Consider the following 18,266-nt stretch of genomic DNA (forward strand, 5'->3'; position numbering starts at 1 on the left):
TCGTGGGGGGGTTTGGGGGGGCTCTGGCCCTTGACTGTCTGTTAAACATGGAGAGATCGGGATGGTTTTCTCGTCCAATGTGTTCCTGTTTCTGTTCTTGCCGATCTTTCTCGGTTTGTATTACTTGAGCGGGCAACGCTATCGCAACCTGCTGCTGCTACTGGCCAGCTACGTGTTCTACGCCTGGTGGCGAGTGGACTTCCTGGCGCTGTTCGCCGCGGTGACGCTGTGGAACTACTGGATCGGCCTCAAGGTCGGTGCGGCAGGCGTGCGCACCAAGCCGGCCCAGCGCTGGCTGCTGCTGGGCGTGGTGGTCGACCTGTGCATCCTCGGCTACTTCAAGTACGCCAACTTCGGCGTCGACAGCATCAATGTGATGATGAAGTCGGCGGGCCTGGAGCCGTTTATCCTGACCCACGTGTTGTTGCCGATCGGTATCTCGTTCTACATCTTCGAGTCCATCAGCTACATCATCGACGTGTATCGCGGCGACACCCCGGCCACGCGCAACCTCATCGACTTTGCAGCGTTCGTGGCAATCTTCCCGCACTTGATTGCCGGCCCTGTGTTGCGCTTTCGCGACCTGGCCGACCAGTTCAACAACCGCACCCACACCCTCGACAAGTTCTCCGAGGGCTGCACGCGGTTCATGCAGGGTTTCATCAAGAAGGTCTTCATCGCCGACACCCTGGCGGTGGTGGCCGACCATTGCTTCGCCCTGCAAAACCCGACAACGGGTGATGCCTGGCTCGGCGCGCTGGCCTACACCGCACAACTGTACTTCGACTTCTCCGGCTACAGCGACATGGCGATTGGTTTGGGCTTGATGATGGGTTTCCGCTTCATGGAAAATTTCAAGCAGCCGTACATCAGCCAGTCGATCACCGAGTTCTGGCGTCGCTGGCACATCAGCCTCTCCACCTGGCTGCGTGACTACCTGTACATCACCCTGGGCGGCAACCGTAAAGGCACGCTGACCACCTACCGCAACCTGTTCCTGACCATGTTGCTCGGTGGCCTGTGGCACGGTGCGAACATCACCTACATCGTGTGGGGCGCCTGGCACGGCATGTGGCTGGCGATTGAAAAAGCCATCGGCCTCAACACCTCGCCGCGCAGCTTCAACCCCGTGCGGTGGGCCTTTACCTTCCTGCTGGTGGTAATGGGCTGGGTGATCTTCCGCGCCGAAAACCTGCACGTCGCCGGCCGCATGTACGGTGCGATGTTCAGCTTTGGCGAGTGGTCGCTGTCGGAACTCAACCGCGCCAACCTCACCGGCCTGCAAGTGGCAACGCTGGTGGTGGCCTATGCAACCCTGGCGTTTTTTGGCCTGCGCGACTTCTACACCAATCGCCCTGCCGAGAAGACCAAGCCAGCCGACCCGAGCCTGATCAAGGCCGTACCGGGCGACAACCCTGGCAGCATCCACGAGCCCGGTTTCACCGTGGGCCAAGATGCCGCCGTGCAACCGGCCTACTGGACCGCTGACTGGCCACGCTACGCCATGCGCGCTGCGGTGCTGCTGTTGTTCGTGGCGTCGATTCTCAAATTGTCGGCGCAGAGTTTCTCGCCGTTCCTTTACTTCCAATTCTGAGGGAGCCGACCATGACCCGTTCATTACGCGTCGTCTATATCGGCCTGTTCCTGGTGCTGCTGCTGACCCTGGGTGCCTGGTCGCTGCGCAGTTTCTTCGGATTCAGCACCAATGCCGACGCGACGGTGCTCAACGGCCGTTGGACCAAGGCTGTCGAGACGCACTACGACGAAGAGTTCCCGATCAAACGCCTGGGCACCAACCTGTGGGCAGCGCTGGACTATAAGCTGTTCAATGAAGGTCGCCCTGGCGTGGTACTGGGTCGCGATCACTGGTTGTACAGCGACGAGGAGTTCAACCCCATCGTCAACGAAGACCAGAACCTTGAAGGCAACTACGCGCTGGTCGAAGGCGTACGCCAGAAGCTTAAGGCGCAGGGCATTCAACTGGTGATGGCGATCGTGCCGGCCAAGGTGCGCCTGTACCCGGAACACCTGGGTGAAGTGAAACCGGCCAGCATCCACGCCAACCTGTACCAGGACTTCCACGCCCGTGTCGCCGCCGACAAGATCATCGCCCCCGACCTGCTTGGCCCACTGCAACAGGCCAAGCTCGCTGGCAAGCAGGTGTTCCTGCGCACCGACACTCACTGGACGCCGGACGGTGCTGAAATTGCCGCCAAGCAGTTGGCCAAGACGATTACCGAAAAGACCCCGCTGAGCGGCGAGCCTCAACGCTTTGTCACCGAAGCCGAGAAAACCGAGCCGCACAAAGGCGACCTGCGCCTGTTCCTGCCCCTGGACCCGCTGTTCGAAAACCTGATGCCACCTAAAGAGCCGCTGGAAAAACGCGTCACGCACCTGGCCGAAACCAAAGGTGACGACGCGCTGTTCAGCGACAGCGAAACCCCGGTGGCACTGGTGGGCACCAGCTACAGCGCCAACCCCAACTGGAACTTCGTCGGCGCCCTCAAGCAAGCCCTGGGCAGCGACGTAGTCAGCTACGCCGAAGACGGCCATGGCCCGATCCTGCCGATGCTCAGCTACCTCAAAAGCGATGACTTCAAGAACAGCCCGCCACAGGTGCTGATCTGGGAGTTTCCTGAACGTTATCTGCCCGTGAACAACGAAATCGGCGATGCCGACCCCAAGTGGGTTGCGCAACTTAAACAAGCCGGTACGCGCCGACAAGACATGGCACAGAACACCCCAGTTAAACATCAAAAATCCGAGACGCCCGACCGGGCGCACAACTGAAAGAGAGGTAACTCACATGACTTTCACTACAACTCCTCGTCGTCTCGCCAAAACCTTGGCCCTCGCCGCTGGCATGAGCATCGCTTCGATGTCGGCCTTCGCCGGTGATGCCGCCTTGTACGGCCCCGTCGCACCGAAAGGTTCAAGCTTCGTGCGCGTCTACAACGCCTCCAATCAAGAAGTCAGCGCCACCGTTGGCAGCACCAACCTGAGCGACGTCGCGCCGCTGGCGAGCAGCGATTTCAGCTTCATGCCGGGCGGTGACTACAGCGCCAAGGTGGGCAGCCAGACCGTACCGGTCAAACTCGCCGCCGACCACTACTACACCCTGGTCAACAACGGCAGCGGCCAGCCACAGCTGATCGAAGAACCACCGTTCAAGAATAAGCAGAAGTCCCTGGTGCGCGTGCAGAACCTCAGCGACAAGGCCCTGGCCCTGAAAACCGCTGACGGCAAGACCGACGTGGTCAAGACCGTGGCTGCCAAAGGCCGCGGCGAGCGCGAAATCAACCCGGTGAAAGTGAGCCTGGCCTTGTATGACGGCGACAAGAAAGTCAGCGACCTGAAGCCAGTTGCGCTGGAGCGCGGTGAAGCCGCCGTGCTGTACGTTACGGGTTCCGGTTCGAGCCTGTCGCCAGTCTGGGTGAAACGCCCAGTGTCGACCCGCTGATCAATTTTTCGACCAGACTCCGTTCCCCTGTGGGAGCTGGCTCCCACAGGGAGCGAGGAGTCTGGTCGGACCGAGACAAAAACAAGAGTGAAACGACAAACCTTCGTAGCTCTGACCCAAATTGATTCAAGGAGAAACACATGATCCCAGTAATCCTTTCCGGTGGTAGCGGCTCACGTCTTTGGCCGCTTTCCCGTAAACAGTTCCCTAAACAATTCCTGGCCCTGACCGGCGAACACACGCTGTTCCAGCAAACCCTGGAACGCCTGGTGTTTGAAGGCATGGACGCCCCGATCGTGGTCTGCAACAAGGACCACCGCTTTATCGTCAACGAACAACTGGCGACCCGTAAGCTGGAATGCCAGCGCATCCTGATGGAACCGTTCGGTCGCAACACTGCGCCGGCCGTGGCTCTCACCGCGATGATGCTGGTCAACGAAGGCCGCGACGAGCTGATGCTGGTGCTGCCGGCCGACCACGTGATCGACGACCAGAAAGCCCTGCAACGTGCGCTGGCCCTGGCCACCGTAGCCGCCGAGCGTGGTGAGATGGTGTTGTTCGGCGTGCCGGCGACACGTCCGGAAACCGGTTATGGCTACATCAAGTCCACCGCCGATTCGCTGCTGCCCGAAGGCGTGAGCCGCGTGCAACAGTTCGTGGAAAAACCCGATGAAAAACGTGCAGTCGAGTTCGTCAAAAGCGGCGGTTACTTCTGGAACAGCGGCATGTTCCTGTTCCGCGCCAGCCGCTTCCTCGAAGAGCTGAAAAAGCACGATCCGGACATCTACGACACCTGCGTGCTGACCCTGGAACGCAGCGAGCAAGATGCCGACACCGTGTCCTTAGACGAAGCCACCTTCGCCTGCTGCCCGGACAACTCCATCGACTACGCCGTGATGGAAAAAACCCAGCGCGCCTGCGTGGTGCCGCTGAGCGCCGGCTGGAGCGACGTGGGTTGCTGGGCGTCGCTGTGGGCTGTCAACGACAAAGACATCCACGGCAACGTCAGCAAAGGCGACGTGGTGATCCAGGACAGCCGCAACTGCATGATCCACGGCAACGGCAAACTGGTGTCGGTGATTGGTTTGGACAACATCGTGGTCGTTGAAACCAAGGACGCGATGATGATTGCCCACAAGGACAAGGTCCAGGGCGTCAAGCAGATGGTCAACACCCTGAACGACCAGGGCCGCACTGAAACCCAGAACCACTGTGAAGTCTATCGCCCGTGGGGCTCCTACGACTCGGTGGACATGGGCGGCCGCTTCCAGGTCAAACACATTTCGGTCAAGCCGGGCGCGTGCCTGTCGCTGCAAATGCACCACCACCGCGCCGAACACTGGATCGTGGTCAGCGGCACGGCCGAAGTCACCTGTGACGAGAACGTGTTCCTGCTCACCGAAAACCAGTCCACCTACATCCCCATCGCCTCGGTGCATCGCCTGCGCAACCCAGGCAAGATCCCGTTGGAGATCATCGAAGTGCAATCGGGCAGCTATTTGGGCGAAGACGATATCGAGCGGTTTGAAGATATCTACGGCCGCTCGACGCCAGTTGAGCGTGGCGTGTCGGTGAAAACTATCGCGCAGTAAAACAGTCGTACAAGAAGCCCCCGTCCAGCCGCCTGCGTCCCCTATCCGCAGCCGGTTGGGCGGGGGCTTTTTAGTTCACCGGCCGTTCAAGACTATGCGCGACCGCCCCAGTTACTTGGGGAATAGGCATTGTAATTGCCCGTATTGTTAGTGCTGGCGCCCGCCCTGTCATATTTGTTCTTGCCATATTCCTCCATAGTCCTGCCGCCCCAGACCATAGCCCCTCCGAACACTTTCGCACCTGCGCCACCACTGGTCGCAATTCTCGCGCCAGCCCCCTGCATCGCCGCACCTGCCACCGTTATGGCGGCCCCGGCGGCCTTGCCCTTATTCGAATCATCCTTAACGTGAAGCGCCGTTGAAAACGGCGAATTGACGCGATTGCTGATGCCTTGCATGAGTGTGTGGCGCAGATTCGTAAGCCCCAGGTTTTGCATACGCGGTAACCCGTTCGAGCTGACCTCTTGCTTGAGCACTTGATTGGGTGTTTCCAGCACCGCAGGCGCTGGCGTGGATGCCAGCGAGACAAAAGGCGTCGGTACAGGGGCAAGGGTATTTGATACGGTCATAGAACATCTCACTTCGTAAGTCTACGGTAGAGTTCCTTCATGGCTAAACGCGCAACTCCGTGCTCAAACTCTGTGGGAAAAAGCTCGAAACCGGTTCCCGTATCAAAGGAAATGCCTACACACCCAGGTCGTGCTTTGCGGCTGCTGAACAGACGCAATCCTGGGTTTTGATTGCCGTTACCTACGATTGGCGTGATCGAATGTGTCGGCACCATACTCCTGGGCAACCTTGCCCCCCACGATCATCGCGGCGCCGAGGACCTTGGACAACGCCCCACCGCTGGTGGCCAGTTTTTGCCCAGCCTCCTGGGTGGCCATGCCGCCCATGCCAATACCAAACCCCTTGGCGTGCCGGGCGCTCATACCGCTGTTGCGCAGATCTGCTGAAGGCGCTTGCAGCAAGGTTTGCCCCAAGTTTGTAAGCTTCTGATTCTGCATACGACCAGACGGGCGTGAACCCGGCTCTTCGTTCGTTTGCCTGGACGCTCCAGCCGTATTCGCCGCTGGTGCTCGCTGAGCCGTGATGAGAGAGGTCACCGCCGACGCCAGGGCGGAGGTGACGGCCGGCGCAAGAAGGGCTGCTGCAATCATAGTTTTTCTCACTTAATCAGACTGCGGTTGATAACCCTCCTGGGTAGTCGGTATTTCCCTATGCTGGCTCTGTGGAGAAAATGAGTTATCAGGTTCCCTGTAAACGAAAACCGCCTCCCGCGATAGGCACCGAGGCCACCCCGCAGGTAGGATGTTTTATCTGCTTATGAGGTTGTCATCATGTTCTTCGGCGTCCTACTGATCATCACCTGGTTGATCCTGCTGCTGCGCTACCCGGCCAAGGCCTTGCCAGTGTCGCTGGCAGCCGCCATTGGCCTGGGCCTGGTCGCCGTGTGGGTGGTATGGCTGGACAACCGCGAAGCCTCTCAATTAGCCCGGCTGGAACTGCGAATCACCTATGCCGCCGAAGAATGCCCGGCCGACCGGCCGCTCAAACTGACCCTGAACAACGGCAACGACGTGCCCCTCACCGAGCTGCGTTGGCGCGTCGCCGCCTATGCGCCGGGCGACACGGTCAACCTCGCCGACAATGTCTACGCCGCCCCGCGCTATCGCGGCCCTGGTGAGTTGCAGGCCGGCGCCACCTGGGACGATTGCCTGCCCACACCGCCTCTGCGCGCCGGCTACCGCCCGCAAACCCTGCAATTTCGTGCCGAGCACGTGCAAGGCAGTTTCTCGGACTGACAAAGGACTGACCCATGCCCAACGTACTCATCACCGGATGTTCAAGCGGCATCGGCCGTGCTCTGGTAGATGCTTTCAAAGCGGCTGGCTACACCGTGTGGGCCAGCGCCCGCCGCCCGGAAGATGTCACCGCTCTCGCCGCCGCTGGCTTCAATGCCGTCGAACTGGACGTCAACGATCGGGTCGCCTTGATGCACCTGACCGAGCAATTGGGAGAGCTGGATGTTCTGATCAACAACGCTGGCTATGGCGCCATGGGACCGCTGCTGGACGGCGGCACCGAGGCAATGCAGCGCCAATTCGAGACCAACGTGTTCTCCATCGTCGGCGTGACCCAGGCGTTGTTCCCAACCCTACGGCGCAGTAGGGGCCTGGTGGTGAATATCGGCAGCGTTTCCGGGGTACTGGTAACGCCTTTCGCAGGCGCCTACTGCGCGTCGAAAGCGGCCGTGCATGCATTGAGCGATGCGCTGCGCATGGAGTTGGCACCGTTTGGTGTGCGCGTGATGGAGGTCCAGCCTGGCGCAATCAACACCCACTTCGCAAAAAATGCCGGGGCCCAGGCCGAACTGTTGATCAATGAACAGTCGCCGTGGTGGCCGTTGCGCGACAACATCCGTGCGCGCAGCCAGGCCTCCCAGGACAAGCCGACGCCGGCCAGCGAGTTCGCGGCCGAGGTGCTCAAGGCCGTGCAGCAACCTCAGCCTCCACGCCTGTTGCGTTCGGGCAATGGCAGCCGAGCGCTGCCGTTGATGGCGGCACTGCTGCCCAAAGGTTTATTAGAGAGCGTCTTGAAAAAGCGCTTTGGATTGGAGCGGAGTTTGTAATGATCGACTACAGCGACTTTTTTGATGAAGTGATCCAGACCCATGTCGAGATCGAGCAATGGTTTGCCGGCGTTGCGCCGGAGGGCACTTTGCAGAGTTTGCTCGCGCGTTTCTCGCCGGCGTTCAGCATGGTTGCACCGGCGACCGGTACCCGGGTCAATACGGCCGGGGTCAATGCGCTATTCACCCGTTTGGGCGGCATGCGTCCAGGGTTGAAGATCACGTTGAGCGAGATGACCGGGATTGACCGGCATGCACGTGGCGCCACGGTGACTTATCGTGAACATCAGATCGACGACAGCGGCACCCAGACCGATCGCCGCGCCACGGTGGTGTTCGAGAAGCAAGCCAGCGGCGCGCTGTTGTGGCGGCATTTGCATGAGACTTTTATAGCGCAATGAGGTAACTGCCAGGCCGGGTCCTACAAGAAACAGCGAAATGCCTGACAGCATTACAACTAACCAATCCCCAGGCTCTTTCACCTCTGTTTACTCACAGGTGAAAGGATGCCCAGCGATTTCTTGCGAAGCGGTGTGCCGGATGCGCACACCACGACCCGCCAGCGACTGACCAGTCAGCTGGACTTGCCTAAGCTCTATCGAACACTCGATGCCGACCCGGCTATCGTCGGGGCCGGGGTGGTGCATATCGGCAGTGATTATCAGGTGACGGTGCTGCGTGAGTTTTTACCGTTATGTGGCGTCAAGCCCAAACGGGTGATTTTGCGGGAGGTGGCTGGGCCGATAATGACTGCCGATGACTATGCGGAGCTGACGGCAAGCTCGCCGCGTGAATCGCAGCTATGGCGAGAGGCATCGGGGATGGCTACCTCCTGTGGAGGGGCCGTAATTGGCTACATCATTGCGAAATCAGGAATCGCAGCAGCGCCTTTCAGCGCGGGTACCAGCCTTGCATTAAGCTACGTCGCTTACAGCGCTGCGACTGCCAGTGCCCTCCAGTGTGTCAATGGTTCATGGAGAGTCGCCAACGAATTGACCAATCCCGCCACAAACGACTATTACGACAGCCTAAGCTGGTATCAGGCAATGACCGTCGCCCTGGATGGCATTTCATTGGTCGGGGCAGGTACCACCACCTTCGCTAACGTCAAAACAGTAATGGCCATCAAGCGTGCGACTGGGCGTAATTCGACAGACATCTTGAGACGCATGAGTCGCCAGGAACGTGCAAAGTTAACGACCGAAGTGCTGCGACTGCAGAACCCTCGCCATCCCCGCGAAAGGCTTCGCCTGAAGCAGCTGGCGGGGCAGCTACCCAAACGCTACAGCAACCCCCAATTGCGTTTAGGCATTCTCACTCAAATAAAAGACCAGGTTGGAGCGACATTGAGCGTTGGAGGCAGCACCTATTCCGGAAATATCAATCACATAGTCATTGGTCTCTATGAGGAGTTTTCCGACCATGACTTATAGCGTCGACCCCTCCCGTGAATATCGAATTTGGCGCCGTTACGCCTATCGGTTCTTACCCTCATGGGGCAGTGCTCTGCTGCTGAGCCTGAACAACATAGCGATCAACATGGCGCTTAGCTTGTCTTATTACGCAAAGGCCAATCATTTACCGATTGAGTTTTCTTTCGGGACAGGTATGGCACTTTGTCTGATTTTTTTAGCAGGCCAGATAATGCTATTTGAAGGCTTGCGTCACGCATTCCGAATACTCACACCCGTCGCCATCGTTAATACCTGGCTCGCGATTAGCTACCTGGCCAATCACCCGGCGACGCTGTTCAACTTATTCCCTTTGTTCACATCCCTGCTTTACATCTTGGTCCTCCACTCAAAGAACCACCGCCGCTATACCAGCATGCTCAGGGTAAAGCGCCGACGAAAAATCAGGTTTAAAGCACTATTTACCTAGACCCACCTCTTCATTTTTGCACTGCACCGACAATCACCGTGCAAGTAATCCCCGCTGCCAGCAACACCCCCTCTGCCAGGCCGGGTCCTACAAAAAACAGCGAAATGCCTGACAGCATTACAACTAACCAATCCCCAGGCTCTTTCACCTCTGTTTACTCACAGGTGAAAGGATGCCCAGCGATTTCCTGCGAAGCGGTCGCCGGATGCGCACACCACGACCCGCCAGCGACTGACCAGTCAGCTGGACTTGCCTAAGCTCTATCGAACAATCGATGCCGACCCGGCTATCGTCGGGGCCGGGGTGGTGCATATCGGCAGTGATTATCGTGTGACGGTGCTGCGTGAGTTTTTACCGTTATGTGGCGTCAAGCCCAAACGGGTGATTTTGCGGGAGGTGGCCGGGGTGTTGATGACCGCCGATGACTACGCGCAACTGGCGGCAAGTTCACCGCGAGAGTCTCAGCTGTGGAAGGAGGCGTCGGGAATGGCGCCGGCGTGCAGTGGGGCCGCGATTGGAATCATCGTGGCCAAGGCAGGGATCGCGACGGCTGCGCTAAGTGCGGGTTCCACTCTTGCAATCACTTACATTGCTTATACAGCCGCGGCTGCAAGCGGTGTGCAATGTGCCAACGGTCTGTGGCGAACCTACAAAGAACTTACCAACCCGGCAGAGAACGATTATTACGACAGCCTAAGCTGGTATCAGGCAATGACTTCAGCCTTGGACGGTATTTCGCTGGTGGGCGCGGGCAGCACGACGTTTGTCACGGTAAAAACCGTCATGACGATCAAAAACACCACAGACCGCAGCGTCACTGACATTTTAAGACGCTTGAGTCGACAGGAACGCGCAAAACTGACTCATGAAGTTCTGCGCCTGCAAAATCCCCGCCATGCTCGCGAAATGATCCGGTTGAAGCAATTGGCTGGAAAGCTTCCAAAGCGGTTCAGCAATCCCCAGCTACGTCGGGACATTCTCATTCAACTAGCCGATCAAGTGGGGGCGGTTATTGCGATAACTGGCAGCAGCCTCTCTGGGAATATCAACCAAATCGTCATCGCCTTATATGAGGAGTTTGACAACCATGAGCAGTAAAAACGAACCCACTCGGGCGCCTCAAACATTGCGGCGTTACACCCAGCGTTTTGCTTTTACGGTGGGTACCGCAGTGTCCATGAACTTGGTCAGTCTCTCAGGCAACCTTTCACATAGCCTGTCGTATTACTCCCGAATAAATTATCTCCCCAGCGAATACTCGATAGCGGCGAGCCTGATGTTGCTACTGATAATTTGCGCTGGTTTGACCCTGGTAGCGGCAGGCTTACGCTTGGGGCCTGTTCTACTTGTGGGCGCCGCCGCCCTGAACGCTTTGCTGGCGGCAGACTATTTGGGCAACCACCGCGTTACTATGTTCGCGCTATTTCCGTTGGTTCAAGCTCTGTTCTGCCTACTGTTGCTCAATACAAAAAACCATCGCCGCTTCGTCGGTATGTTGCGCGTCAGACGCCGGCGCAAAGTGAGGGCCAGAGCACTCGCGTATTAGTCAGACTCAATCGACCTGCAACTCTCGAACAATCACGGTGCAGGTAATGCCTGCCGCCAACAACACCCCTTCCGGCACTTCATCAATGTGAATCCGCACCGGCACGCGCTGCGCTAAACGCACCCAATTGAAGGTCGGGTTCACATCGGCAATCAGCTCGCGACTTTCGGGGTTGTCACGGTCGTAGATGCCGCGCGAGATGCTTTCTACGTGCCCCTTGAGGGTCTCGCCGCTCATCAATTGCATATCGGCTTTGTCACCGACCTTGACGTGAGGCAGTTTGGTTTCTTCGAAGAACCCGTAGACCCAGAACGAGTTCATATCCACCACCGCCATCTTGGCTTCGCCGATGCGGGCGTAGTCGCCGCGATGCACATTCAGGTTGGTGACATAACCATCGACCGCCGCCACGACTTGAGTGCGTTTGAGGTTGAGTTCGGCCGCTTCCAATTGCGCCAACGCGTGCTGGTAATCCGCCAGCGCCGAGTCAGCGATGTTGCTGGCGTCTTCCCGGTTTTCCTTGGAGATCACCAGCGCATCCAGGTCAGCTCGGCGATGGGCGTTGACCTTGCGCATCTCCCAGGTGGCCTTGCGCGACGCCACCAGCGATTGCGCCTGCTTGACCGCAATGCGGTAGTGCTCGGGGTCGATCTGCATCAGCAGGTCACCCTTTTTCACCCGTTGGTTATCACGCACAGGCACATCGACCACTTCACCCGTTACGTCAGCCGCCACGTTGATGATGTCCGCACGCACGCGGCCGTCGCGGGTCCATGGGGTCTCCATGTAATGCACCCACAGCGTGCGGCCAATCCAGATCGCCAAAGCCAATACCAGCAAGGTCGCAAGCAGGCTGAAAAACTTTTTCATCGGGGCATTCTCAACGGTAGACGGTCAGCGCAAGGGCGCCAAACAGGCAAACGAACAGGCTCAGGCGCAGCAACGCCGGGTGCCAGAAAAAACGGTACAGGTCGAACCCGGCCAGGAAGCGATCCAGCGCCCAGGCCAGCACGGCCGCGATCAGGAACATCAGGGTCATGGTCGGCATGTACACGCCGTGGAAGGCGATTTCACGGGGCATGCGGAGATCCTTGCGTGGCGCCTTCGAGGGCTGCCAGTGGTGATTGCGGGTTCAAAAGCGAGGTGCGGATAAAGTGCAGATAGCTCTTCACCCGGCGCAGGGCCGAGGTGTCGAAGTGCGGGGCGAAGGGTTCGTCGGTGGCCTGCACGCGGCTGATCGCGTGGTCCACAGCGATCAGGCCACGCTCCAGGTTGCTCGCGCTGGGTTGCAGGAACAGGCGCACCAGTGAGCGGCCCATCACGCGGATCGCCTGGCGCCAGGGCTGGGATTCGGCGTACGCCGGGTGCACTGGCAAAATCGCCTGTTCCTTGCGCAACTCGATGATCGCGTGGCCGACTTCCAGCACCACGAACATCCAGCGCAGCAGGTCGCGCTGCACGTGTGGCTGGCCGACGGCCAGGCCATAGGCCTGGTGCAGCAGGTCGCGGGTGCGGCTTTCGAAACTCGAGGCCAGGCCCTTGAGCTTGCCGCTGATCGCGTATACCACTTGCTCACGCAGGTCCTGCTCCAGGCGGCGCCACAGCCAGCGGCTGTTGGGCGGCAGGATGATCGCCCCCGCCGCCGCGCACACCAGCATGCCGATGACCATGGCGATGTAGTCGTTGATAAAGGTGTAGGGGTTGTAGACCGTAAGGTTGTCCGGCACCGAGCCGGTGCTGAAGAAGATCAGCAGGCCCACGCCTACACCCGCGTATTGCGGGCGTGAAGCGAGGAAGGCGCCAAAGATGATCACCGGGGCGAGCATCACGCAGAGCAGCGCAAAACCGTCGATCAAGGGAAATACGAAGAACATTTCGACAAAACCCACCAGTGCACCGATCAAGGTGCCACACGCCATCTGGAATGCCATGCGCTTGGGGTTGGGTGTGGCGGCGGACAAGCCGACGGTGGCAGCGGCGATCAGGGTCATGGTTGCGCCGCTGGGCCAGGCGGTAGCGACCCAATAGCTGCCGAGCACAATCAAGATGAATGACGCACGAATCCCCGAGGCGGCGCAGGCCAGCCAATTGGTTTTCGGTATGAAGGTTTCGTCCCACTGCTCGCGCGCATGGCTGTGATCCGCGAGGGAGGCGTGGGTTTGTGCGTAGTTGTGCAGGTCATCGACAAAGCGGTAAAGCAGCTCGTAGGCGGTATGAAAATCCAGCTGTTCGGCTTCGCTGGGGCTCTGTTCCTGGAAGGTCGCGCGCAGGCTGCGGACCTTGGCGGGCAGGTCGCCCTTGTAGGCGCTCAGTTGGTTGACCAGGCGCGCCGCGTCAGGGCTGGTGAGTGCGCGACCGGAGAAACCGTCGAGCACTTCGGCAAGATCCTGCAGGCCGGGTTTGATTGCCGCTACCACGTGGTCCGCCTCGTCGGTGCGTAGGCGTTCAAGCAACTGGTGCAAGGCGTTGAACCGCGTGGTGATACTCATGAATTCGCTGTTGAGGCGGCTCAGCCGACCATTGCGCCGGCGCATGTGCGGGTCTTCAAACACGGTGAGACTGCGCAGCCCTTCCAGGCCGATCGCTTCGGCGATAAAGCGTACATTGCTGGCCTCGAAACAGTGGCGTTCACTGCGCCCGCGCAGGCCATCGGTGACAAACAGCGCGAACACGCCAAAACGTTGGTACAAAGCGTTGCGCATGGCGGCGCTGCTGGTTTGCGGCAGGATCGCCGCGCTGACCAGCGTGGAACACAAAATCCCCAGGGAGATTTCCAGCACGCGCCACACCGCCGCCATAAAGGCGCCGTCCGGGTGGGCCAGGGCTGGCAAGCCGACCATCGCCGCCGTGTAGCCGGCCAGTACAAACCCGTAGGCGCGAAAGTTACGGTTGCGCGTCGCACCTGCAGTGCAGACACCGACCCAGATCGCCAGCGCGCCGAGAAACAACTCGGTGTTCTGCGCAAACAGGGCAATCAACAACACCATCACCGCGGACCCCGCCAGGGTGCCAAGGAAGCGGTAGAAACTCTTGGCAAACACCTGGCCGCTCTGCGGTTGCATCACGATAAACACGGTGATCATTGCCGTGCGCGGTTGCGGCAGCTCCAGGCGCATGGCCAACCACAGCGTGAGGAACGCGGCGATCAGCACCTTGAAGATATACACCCAGGTCACGCCGTCGCTGCGTGCCCAGTCGAAAAAACCACGGCGCCACTCAAGGGAATGCAGCCAGCGCAGCGGTGCAGGCAAGGGGGTCATCTAATCCTACTCAGTGATCAAACACGGCGAGCGCCGCCGGGGTCTTGCTCGGGAGGGTCTTGGTATCTGGCGGTACGTCGTCGCCGGCCTTGATACCGCCGCCCAGGGCGGTCACCAGTTCGGCATAGGTGGCCAGGCGCGCGGCCTGTACTTGTTGCTCGATCTGCTGCTGGCGGAACAGCAAGGTCTGGGCGTTGAGCACATTGAGATAATCGGTGAGGCCGCGCTGGTAGGCGATCATCGCGATGTCGTAGGTCTTTTGCGCCGACGCCACCGATTGCGCGGCGAAAGAGGATTGCTTATCCATCGATTCACGGCGGATCAATTGATCGCTGATGCCTTTGAGCGCATTCACCAGGGTTTGGTTATAGCGCGCCACCGCGATGTCATAACCGGCACTGGCCTCACCCAGTTGCGCACGCAAGCGACCGCCGTCGAAGATCGGCAAGGTGATCGCCGGGCCAACGTTGTAGTTGAATTTCTTGCCCGCCAGGAACGCTAGCATGCCGCCGCCGGTGGCCACATAGCCAAGGCTGCCGAGCAGGTCCACGTTGGGATAAAAGCCGGCGTGGGCCACATCGATGCCACGCGCCTGGGCCGCAACCTGCCAGCGACTGGCGACCACATCCGGACGTTGGCCGAGCAATTGCGCGGGCAGGCTTGAGGGTAATGTCAGCGGTGCGGCCAGGGACAGTGTCGGGCGATGCAATTGCGCGCCCTCCCCCGGGCCTTTGCCCGCCAACGCCGCCAACTGGTTACGGCTCAGGGCAATTTCTTCGTCCAGGGCGTCAAGTTGCCGGTGGGTTTCCGGCAGCGGGGTTTCAGCCTGGCTGACGTCGAAGTGCGTGCCGATCCCGGCGTTCAGGCGTTTGTTGGCCAGGTCGAGAATCTGCTGCTGTTGCGCCAGGGTGGCCGCGACGATATCGCGATTGGCGTAGTGCAATGACAGCTGGATATAGGCGCGCACCACGTTATTTTGCAGTTCGAGCTGGGCCTGGCGTGCTTCGGCGGCGCTCACATGCGCCAGGTCGACGGCACGCTCGGTGGTATTGCTTTCGCGGCCCCAGAGATCAAGGGCATAGCTCAGGCCGAGGGACGAATTATTGTCCCAGGTGTTGGCGCCACTCAATTCACCTGGGCCATAGAACTGATCCTTCGGCCAGTTGTGGCGCTTGAGGGTGGTGTCACTGTTGACCTGCAACGACTCGGCTGACTCGGCAATCCCGGCCATCGCCCGTGCTTCACGGACGCGTGCGGCAGCCATGGCCATGCTCGGGTTGTTTTGAGTGGCGAGGTCGACCCAGCGGTTGAGTTGAGGGTCGCCGTAGGCCTGCCACCATTGCGCGGTGGGCCAATGAGCATCCTTGGCGGCACTCTGAATCGCTTCGTCGGTGGTCAGGTTGTTGGCGTTGAGGGACTGGCCTTGGGGAGCGATTCCTCCGGTTCCGATGCAGCCGCTGATTGCTAACGATAAAGCGCAAACACTGAGAGCCTTCAGCCCTCTGTTAATGAGAGTCTTCAGCTCTCTGCTGATGCGACGCGGCACGGCAAGCGAATTCCTGAGGTGGTGATGCGAGGGAGGTGGCGCAATTCTAGGCGGCACCATGAGAGACGATAAGCTGGTATTCCTGTGAATCTTTGTTACCGTTCCAGCGATAATCCGTTGGTAGGGATCACTGGACGGCGTAACTTTCTGTCACAATTTGTTATCTCCCCTGAGAAATCCCCATGGACACTTTGCAAAATATGCGCGCCTTCAGTTGCGTGGCCGAAGCGGGCAGCTTCACCGCCGCCGCCGTGCAACTGGATACCACCACAGCCAACGTGTCGCGCGCGGTCTCCAACCTTGAGGCCCATCTGCAAACCCGCTTGCTCAACCGCACCACCCGCCGCATTGCGCTGACCGAAGCCGGAAAGCGTTATTTGTTGCGCTGCGAGCAAATCCTGGCCTACGTCGAAGAAGCCGAGGCCGAAGCCAGCGATGCCCACGCGCGCCCTTCCGGGCAGTTGAAAGTGCACACCATGACCGGCATCGGCCAGCATTTCGTGATTGACGCGATCGCCCGCTACCGCCGTACCCACCCGGACGTGACCTTCGACCTGACCCTGGCCAACCGCGTGCCGGACTTGCTCGACGAGGGCTATGACGTGTCGATCGTGCTCGCCAGCGAGCTGCCGGACTCGGGTTTCGTGTCGCAGCGCCTGGGCATCACCTACAGCATCGCCTGCGCCTCGCCGGATTACGTCAAGGCCAAGGGCTGCGCGCATCGCCCCCATGACCTGCTCAACCATGCCTGCCTGCGCCTGGTCAGCCCGGTGATCCAGCTGGACAAGTGGACCTTCAACGGCCCCGAAGGCCAGGAAAGCGTGGCGATCAACACCTCGCCTTTTCTGGTGAACTCGGCCGATGCGATGAAAACCGCGATCACCAGCGGCATGGGCATCGGCTTGCTGCCGGTGTATGCGGCCATCGAGGGCGTGCGCAACGGCACCCTGGTGCGGGTGATGCCCAATTACCGCTCCCAGGAGTTGAACCTGTACGCCATCTACCCGTCGCGCCAATACCTCGATGCGAAGATCAAAACCTGGGTGGAATACCTGCGCGGCTCGCTGCCGGAGATTCTGGCGGCGCACCAGGCGGAGTTGGTGGCGTATGAGTTGAGTGGCAGCCTCAGCGGCGCTCGGTTGGCGAACTGAGTCCTCTCACGCAACACCGATTCAATGTGGGAGCTTGCCTGCGATAGTGGCGGGTCCGCGACGGCTGATGTTGGCTGATACGCCGCCATCGCAGGCAAGCCACACACATTCGCTCCCTGCCCACTTTAGGTCGGCGGTGCCCTGACAATTGTTGGCAGGAATGTTAGCGTGCTTGGCATTCTTCCGTAGTCGATGAGCCCGCCTGCAATGAAAAAGACTGTCCTCGCCTTCAGCCGTGTCACCCCGGAAATGATCGAACGCCTGCAACAGGATTTCGAGGTGATTGCGCCCAACCCCAAGCTGGGCGATATCAACGCTCAATTCAATGAAGCCCTGCCCCACGCCCACGGCCTGATCGGCGTGGGTCGCAAGCTGGGCCGCGAGCAGTTGCAAGGCGCGGGCAAACTGGAAGTGGTGTCCAGCGTGTCGGTGGGTTACGACAACTATGACGTACCGTTCTTCAACGAGCGCGGGATCATGCTCACCAACACCCCCGACGTCCTCACCGAAAGCACCGCCGACCTGGCCTTCGCCCTGCTGATGAGCAGCGCCCGCCGTGTGGCCGAGTTGGACGCCTGGACCAAAGCCGGCCAGTGGAAAGCCAGCGTGGGCGCGCCGTTGTTCGGTTGCGATGTGCATGGCAAGACGCTGGGCATCGTCGGCATGGGCAATATCGGCGCGGCCGTGGCACGGCGTGGACGCTTGGGTTTCAACATGCCGGTCCTGTACAGCGGCAACAGCCGCAAGCCGGCGCTGGAGCAGGAACTGGGCGCACAATTTCGCAGCCTGGATGAACTGCTGGCCGAGGCGGACTTCGTCTGCCTGGTGGTGCCGTTGAGCGACAAGACCCGTCACCTGATCAGCACCCGCGAGCTGGGGCTGATGAAGACCAGCGCGATCCTGATCAACATTTCCCGAGGCCCGGTGGTCGACGAGCCGGCGCTGATCGAAGCACTGCAAACCCAGCGCATCCGTGGCGCCGGGCTGGATGTGTATGAACAAGAGCCGTTGGCCGAGTCGCCGCTGTTCCAACTGAGCAATGCCGTGACCCTGCCGCACATTGGCTCGGCCACGAATGAAACCCGTGAAGCCATGGCCAACCGTGCGGTGGACAACCTGCGCAGCGCCCTGCTGGGTCAACGTCCGCAGGACCTGGTGAACCCGCAGGTGTGGAAGGGTTGACAAAAATTCTCTGTGG

General features: G+C 59.9%; 19 protein-coding genes. 13 read left to right on the plus strand and 6 right to left on the minus strand.

Annotation, left to right across the window (positions count from 1 at the left end; all coding sequences use genetic code 11):
• The first annotated feature begins 61 nt into the window (after positions 1-61).
• From AACY52_RS23510 to AACY52_RS23525, 4 genes are all read left to right on the plus strand, one after another.
• Positions 62-1,594, plus strand: a complete 1,533-nt coding sequence (locus AACY52_RS23510) for an MBOAT family protein (RefSeq protein ID WP_012722328.1) — start codon at positions 62-64, stop codon at positions 1,592-1,594.
• Positions 1,595-1,605: 11 nt separating this feature from the next.
• A complete protein-coding gene (locus tag AACY52_RS23515; RefSeq protein WP_339417652.1) occupies positions 1,606-2,790 on the plus strand; it encodes an alginate O-acetyltransferase in 1,185 nt (394 codons plus the stop codon).
• Between the two features lie 16 nt (positions 2,791-2,806).
• The gene (locus AACY52_RS23520) at positions 2,807-3,460 is read left to right on the plus strand and encodes an alginate O-acetyltransferase AlgF (RefSeq protein WP_339417650.1); all 654 of its coding nucleotides are present in this window, start codon (positions 2,807-2,809) and stop codon (positions 3,458-3,460) included.
• Between the two features lie 140 nt (positions 3,461-3,600).
• Positions 3,601-5,052 carry a mannose-1-phosphate guanylyltransferase/mannose-6-phosphate isomerase gene (locus tag AACY52_RS23525; RefSeq protein ID WP_339417649.1) on the plus strand — a complete coding sequence of 484 codons (1,452 nt, stop codon included), beginning with the start codon at positions 3,601-3,603 and terminating at the stop codon, positions 5,050-5,052.
• Positions 5,053-5,144: 92 nt separating this feature from the next.
• Here AACY52_RS23525 and AACY52_RS23530 read toward each other — a convergent pair whose 3' ends face one another.
• Positions 5,145-5,621 carry a hypothetical protein gene (locus AACY52_RS23530; RefSeq protein ID WP_339417647.1) on the minus strand — a complete coding sequence of 159 codons (477 nt, stop codon included), beginning with the start codon at positions 5,619-5,621 and terminating at the stop codon, positions 5,145-5,147.
• 177 nt (positions 5,622-5,798) lie between these two features.
• Complete coding sequence (locus tag AACY52_RS23535; RefSeq protein ID WP_339560823.1) at positions 5,799-6,023, minus strand: hypothetical protein; 225 nt, start codon at positions 6,021-6,023, stop codon at positions 5,799-5,801.
• A 369-nt stretch (positions 6,024-6,392) separates the two neighbouring features.
• On the opposite strand from AACY52_RS23535, the gene AACY52_RS23540 reads away from it, so the two are divergent.
• From AACY52_RS23540 to AACY52_RS23570, 7 genes are all read left to right on the plus strand, one after another.
• Positions 6,393-6,857, plus strand: a complete 465-nt coding sequence (locus tag AACY52_RS23540) for a multidrug transporter (protein WP_339417643.1) — start codon at positions 6,393-6,395, stop codon at positions 6,855-6,857.
• A 14-nt stretch (positions 6,858-6,871) separates the two neighbouring features.
• A complete protein-coding gene (locus tag AACY52_RS23545) occupies positions 6,872-7,684 on the plus strand; it encodes an SDR family oxidoreductase (protein ID WP_339560824.1) in 813 nt (270 codons plus the stop codon).
• Complete coding sequence (locus tag AACY52_RS23550; protein WP_339417640.1) at positions 7,684-8,085, plus strand: DUF4440 domain-containing protein; 402 nt, start codon at positions 7,684-7,686, stop codon at positions 8,083-8,085. The genes AACY52_RS23545 and AACY52_RS23550 overlap by 1 nt, the downstream gene beginning before the upstream one ends.
• 105 nt (positions 8,086-8,190) lie before the next feature.
• Positions 8,191-9,117: an NAD synthetase gene (locus AACY52_RS23555; protein ID WP_339560825.1), complete on the plus strand. Its 927-nt coding sequence runs from the start codon at positions 8,191-8,193 to the stop codon at positions 9,115-9,117.
• On the plus strand, positions 9,107-9,565 hold the full coding sequence (locus AACY52_RS23560; protein WP_339417637.1) for a hypothetical protein: 459 nt from the start codon (positions 9,107-9,109) through the stop codon (positions 9,563-9,565). The genes AACY52_RS23555 and AACY52_RS23560 overlap by 11 nt, the downstream gene beginning before the upstream one ends.
• Before the next feature lie 249 nt (positions 9,566-9,814).
• Positions 9,815-10,663, plus strand: coding sequence for an NAD synthetase (locus AACY52_RS23565; protein ID WP_339427141.1), 849 nt, complete (start codon positions 9,815-9,817; stop codon positions 10,661-10,663).
• A complete protein-coding gene (locus AACY52_RS23570) occupies positions 10,653-11,111 on the plus strand; it encodes a hypothetical protein (RefSeq protein ID WP_339417634.1) in 459 nt (152 codons plus the stop codon). Before AACY52_RS23565 ends, AACY52_RS23570 begins: the two co-directional genes overlap by 11 nt.
• A 6-nt stretch (positions 11,112-11,117) precedes the next feature.
• Here the strand turns inward: AACY52_RS23570 and AACY52_RS23575 are convergent, their stop codons facing one another.
• The 4 genes from AACY52_RS23575 to AACY52_RS23590 are packed head-to-tail and all read right to left on the minus strand — an operon-like array spanning position 11,118 to position 15,917.
• The gene (locus AACY52_RS23575) at positions 11,118-11,981 is read right to left on the minus strand and encodes an HlyD family secretion protein (RefSeq protein ID WP_339427142.1); all 864 of its coding nucleotides are present in this window, start codon (positions 11,979-11,981) and stop codon (positions 11,118-11,120) included.
• A gap of 10 nt (positions 11,982-11,991) precedes the next feature.
• Entirely contained in the window at positions 11,992-12,192 is a 201-nt protein-coding gene (locus AACY52_RS23580) for a DUF1656 domain-containing protein (protein WP_012722318.1), read from the minus strand.
• Positions 12,182-14,371 (minus strand): FUSC family protein, encoded by a 2,190-nt coding sequence (locus AACY52_RS23585; RefSeq protein WP_339417630.1) that lies wholly within the window; start codon positions 14,369-14,371, stop codon positions 12,182-12,184. Before AACY52_RS23585 ends, AACY52_RS23580 begins: the two co-directional genes overlap by 11 nt.
• A gap of 10 nt (positions 14,372-14,381) precedes the next feature.
• The gene (locus AACY52_RS23590; RefSeq protein ID WP_339560826.1) at positions 14,382-15,917 is read right to left on the minus strand and encodes an efflux transporter outer membrane subunit; all 1,536 of its coding nucleotides are present in this window, start codon (positions 15,915-15,917) and stop codon (positions 14,382-14,384) included.
• A 182-nt stretch (positions 15,918-16,099) separates the two neighbouring features.
• Here AACY52_RS23590 and AACY52_RS23595 point away from each other — a divergent pair, with 182 nt between their 5' ends.
• Positions 16,100-17,068 (plus strand): LysR family transcriptional regulator, encoded by a 969-nt coding sequence (locus AACY52_RS23595; RefSeq protein ID WP_339560827.1) that lies wholly within the window; start codon positions 16,100-16,102, stop codon positions 17,066-17,068.
• A gap of 207 nt (positions 17,069-17,275) precedes the next feature.
• Positions 17,276-18,250: a D-glycerate dehydrogenase gene (locus AACY52_RS23600; protein WP_339436101.1), complete on the plus strand. Its 975-nt coding sequence runs from the start codon at positions 17,276-17,278 to the stop codon at positions 18,248-18,250.
• Positions 18,251-18,266 lie beyond the last annotated feature (16 nt).

Source organism: Pseudomonas sp. EA_65y_Pfl1_P113 (assembly GCF_963970525.1).
GTDB classification, from domain to species: domain Bacteria; phylum Pseudomonadota; class Gammaproteobacteria; order Pseudomonadales; family Pseudomonadaceae; genus Aquipseudomonas; species Aquipseudomonas tritici.

Coding starts and splice junctions, on each gene's coding strand:
- AACY52_RS23580 (WP_012722318.1), bottom strand. CDS start 12,192: ATGCCCCGTGAAATCGCCTTCCACGGCGTGTACATGCCGACCATGACC.
- AACY52_RS23545 (WP_339560824.1), top strand. CDS start 6,872: ATGCCCAACGTACTCATCACCGGATGTTCAAGCGGCATCGGCCGTGCT.
- AACY52_RS23555 (WP_339560825.1), top strand. CDS start 8,191: ATGCCCAGCGATTTCTTGCGAAGCGGTGTGCCGGATGCGCACACCACG.
- AACY52_RS23570 (WP_339417634.1), top strand. CDS start 10,653: ATGAGCAGTAAAAACGAACCCACTCGGGCGCCTCAAACATTGCGGCGT.
- AACY52_RS23510 (WP_012722328.1), top strand. CDS start 62: ATGGTTTTCTCGTCCAATGTGTTCCTGTTTCTGTTCTTGCCGATCTTT.
- AACY52_RS23515 (WP_339417652.1), top strand. CDS start 1,606: ATGACCCGTTCATTACGCGTCGTCTATATCGGCCTGTTCCTGGTGCTG.
- AACY52_RS23540 (WP_339417643.1), top strand. CDS start 6,393: ATGTTCTTCGGCGTCCTACTGATCATCACCTGGTTGATCCTGCTGCTG.
- AACY52_RS23560 (WP_339417637.1), top strand. CDS start 9,107: ATGACTTATAGCGTCGACCCCTCCCGTGAATATCGAATTTGGCGCCGT.
- AACY52_RS23575 (WP_339427142.1), bottom strand. CDS start 11,981: ATGAAAAAGTTTTTCAGCCTGCTTGCGACCTTGCTGGTATTGGCTTTG.
- AACY52_RS23600 (WP_339436101.1), top strand. CDS start 17,276: ATGAAAAAGACTGTCCTCGCCTTCAGCCGTGTCACCCCGGAAATGATC.
- AACY52_RS23520 (WP_339417650.1), top strand. CDS start 2,807: ATGACTTTCACTACAACTCCTCGTCGTCTCGCCAAAACCTTGGCCCTC.
- AACY52_RS23525 (WP_339417649.1), top strand. CDS start 3,601: ATGATCCCAGTAATCCTTTCCGGTGGTAGCGGCTCACGTCTTTGGCCG.
- AACY52_RS23530 (WP_339417647.1), bottom strand. CDS start 5,621: ATGACCGTATCAAATACCCTTGCCCCTGTACCGACGCCTTTTGTCTCG.
- AACY52_RS23550 (WP_339417640.1), top strand. CDS start 7,684: ATGATCGACTACAGCGACTTTTTTGATGAAGTGATCCAGACCCATGTC.
- AACY52_RS23595 (WP_339560827.1), top strand. CDS start 16,100: ATGGACACTTTGCAAAATATGCGCGCCTTCAGTTGCGTGGCCGAAGCG.
- AACY52_RS23585 (WP_339417630.1), bottom strand. CDS start 14,371: ATGACCCCCTTGCCTGCACCGCTGCGCTGGCTGCATTCCCTTGAGTGG.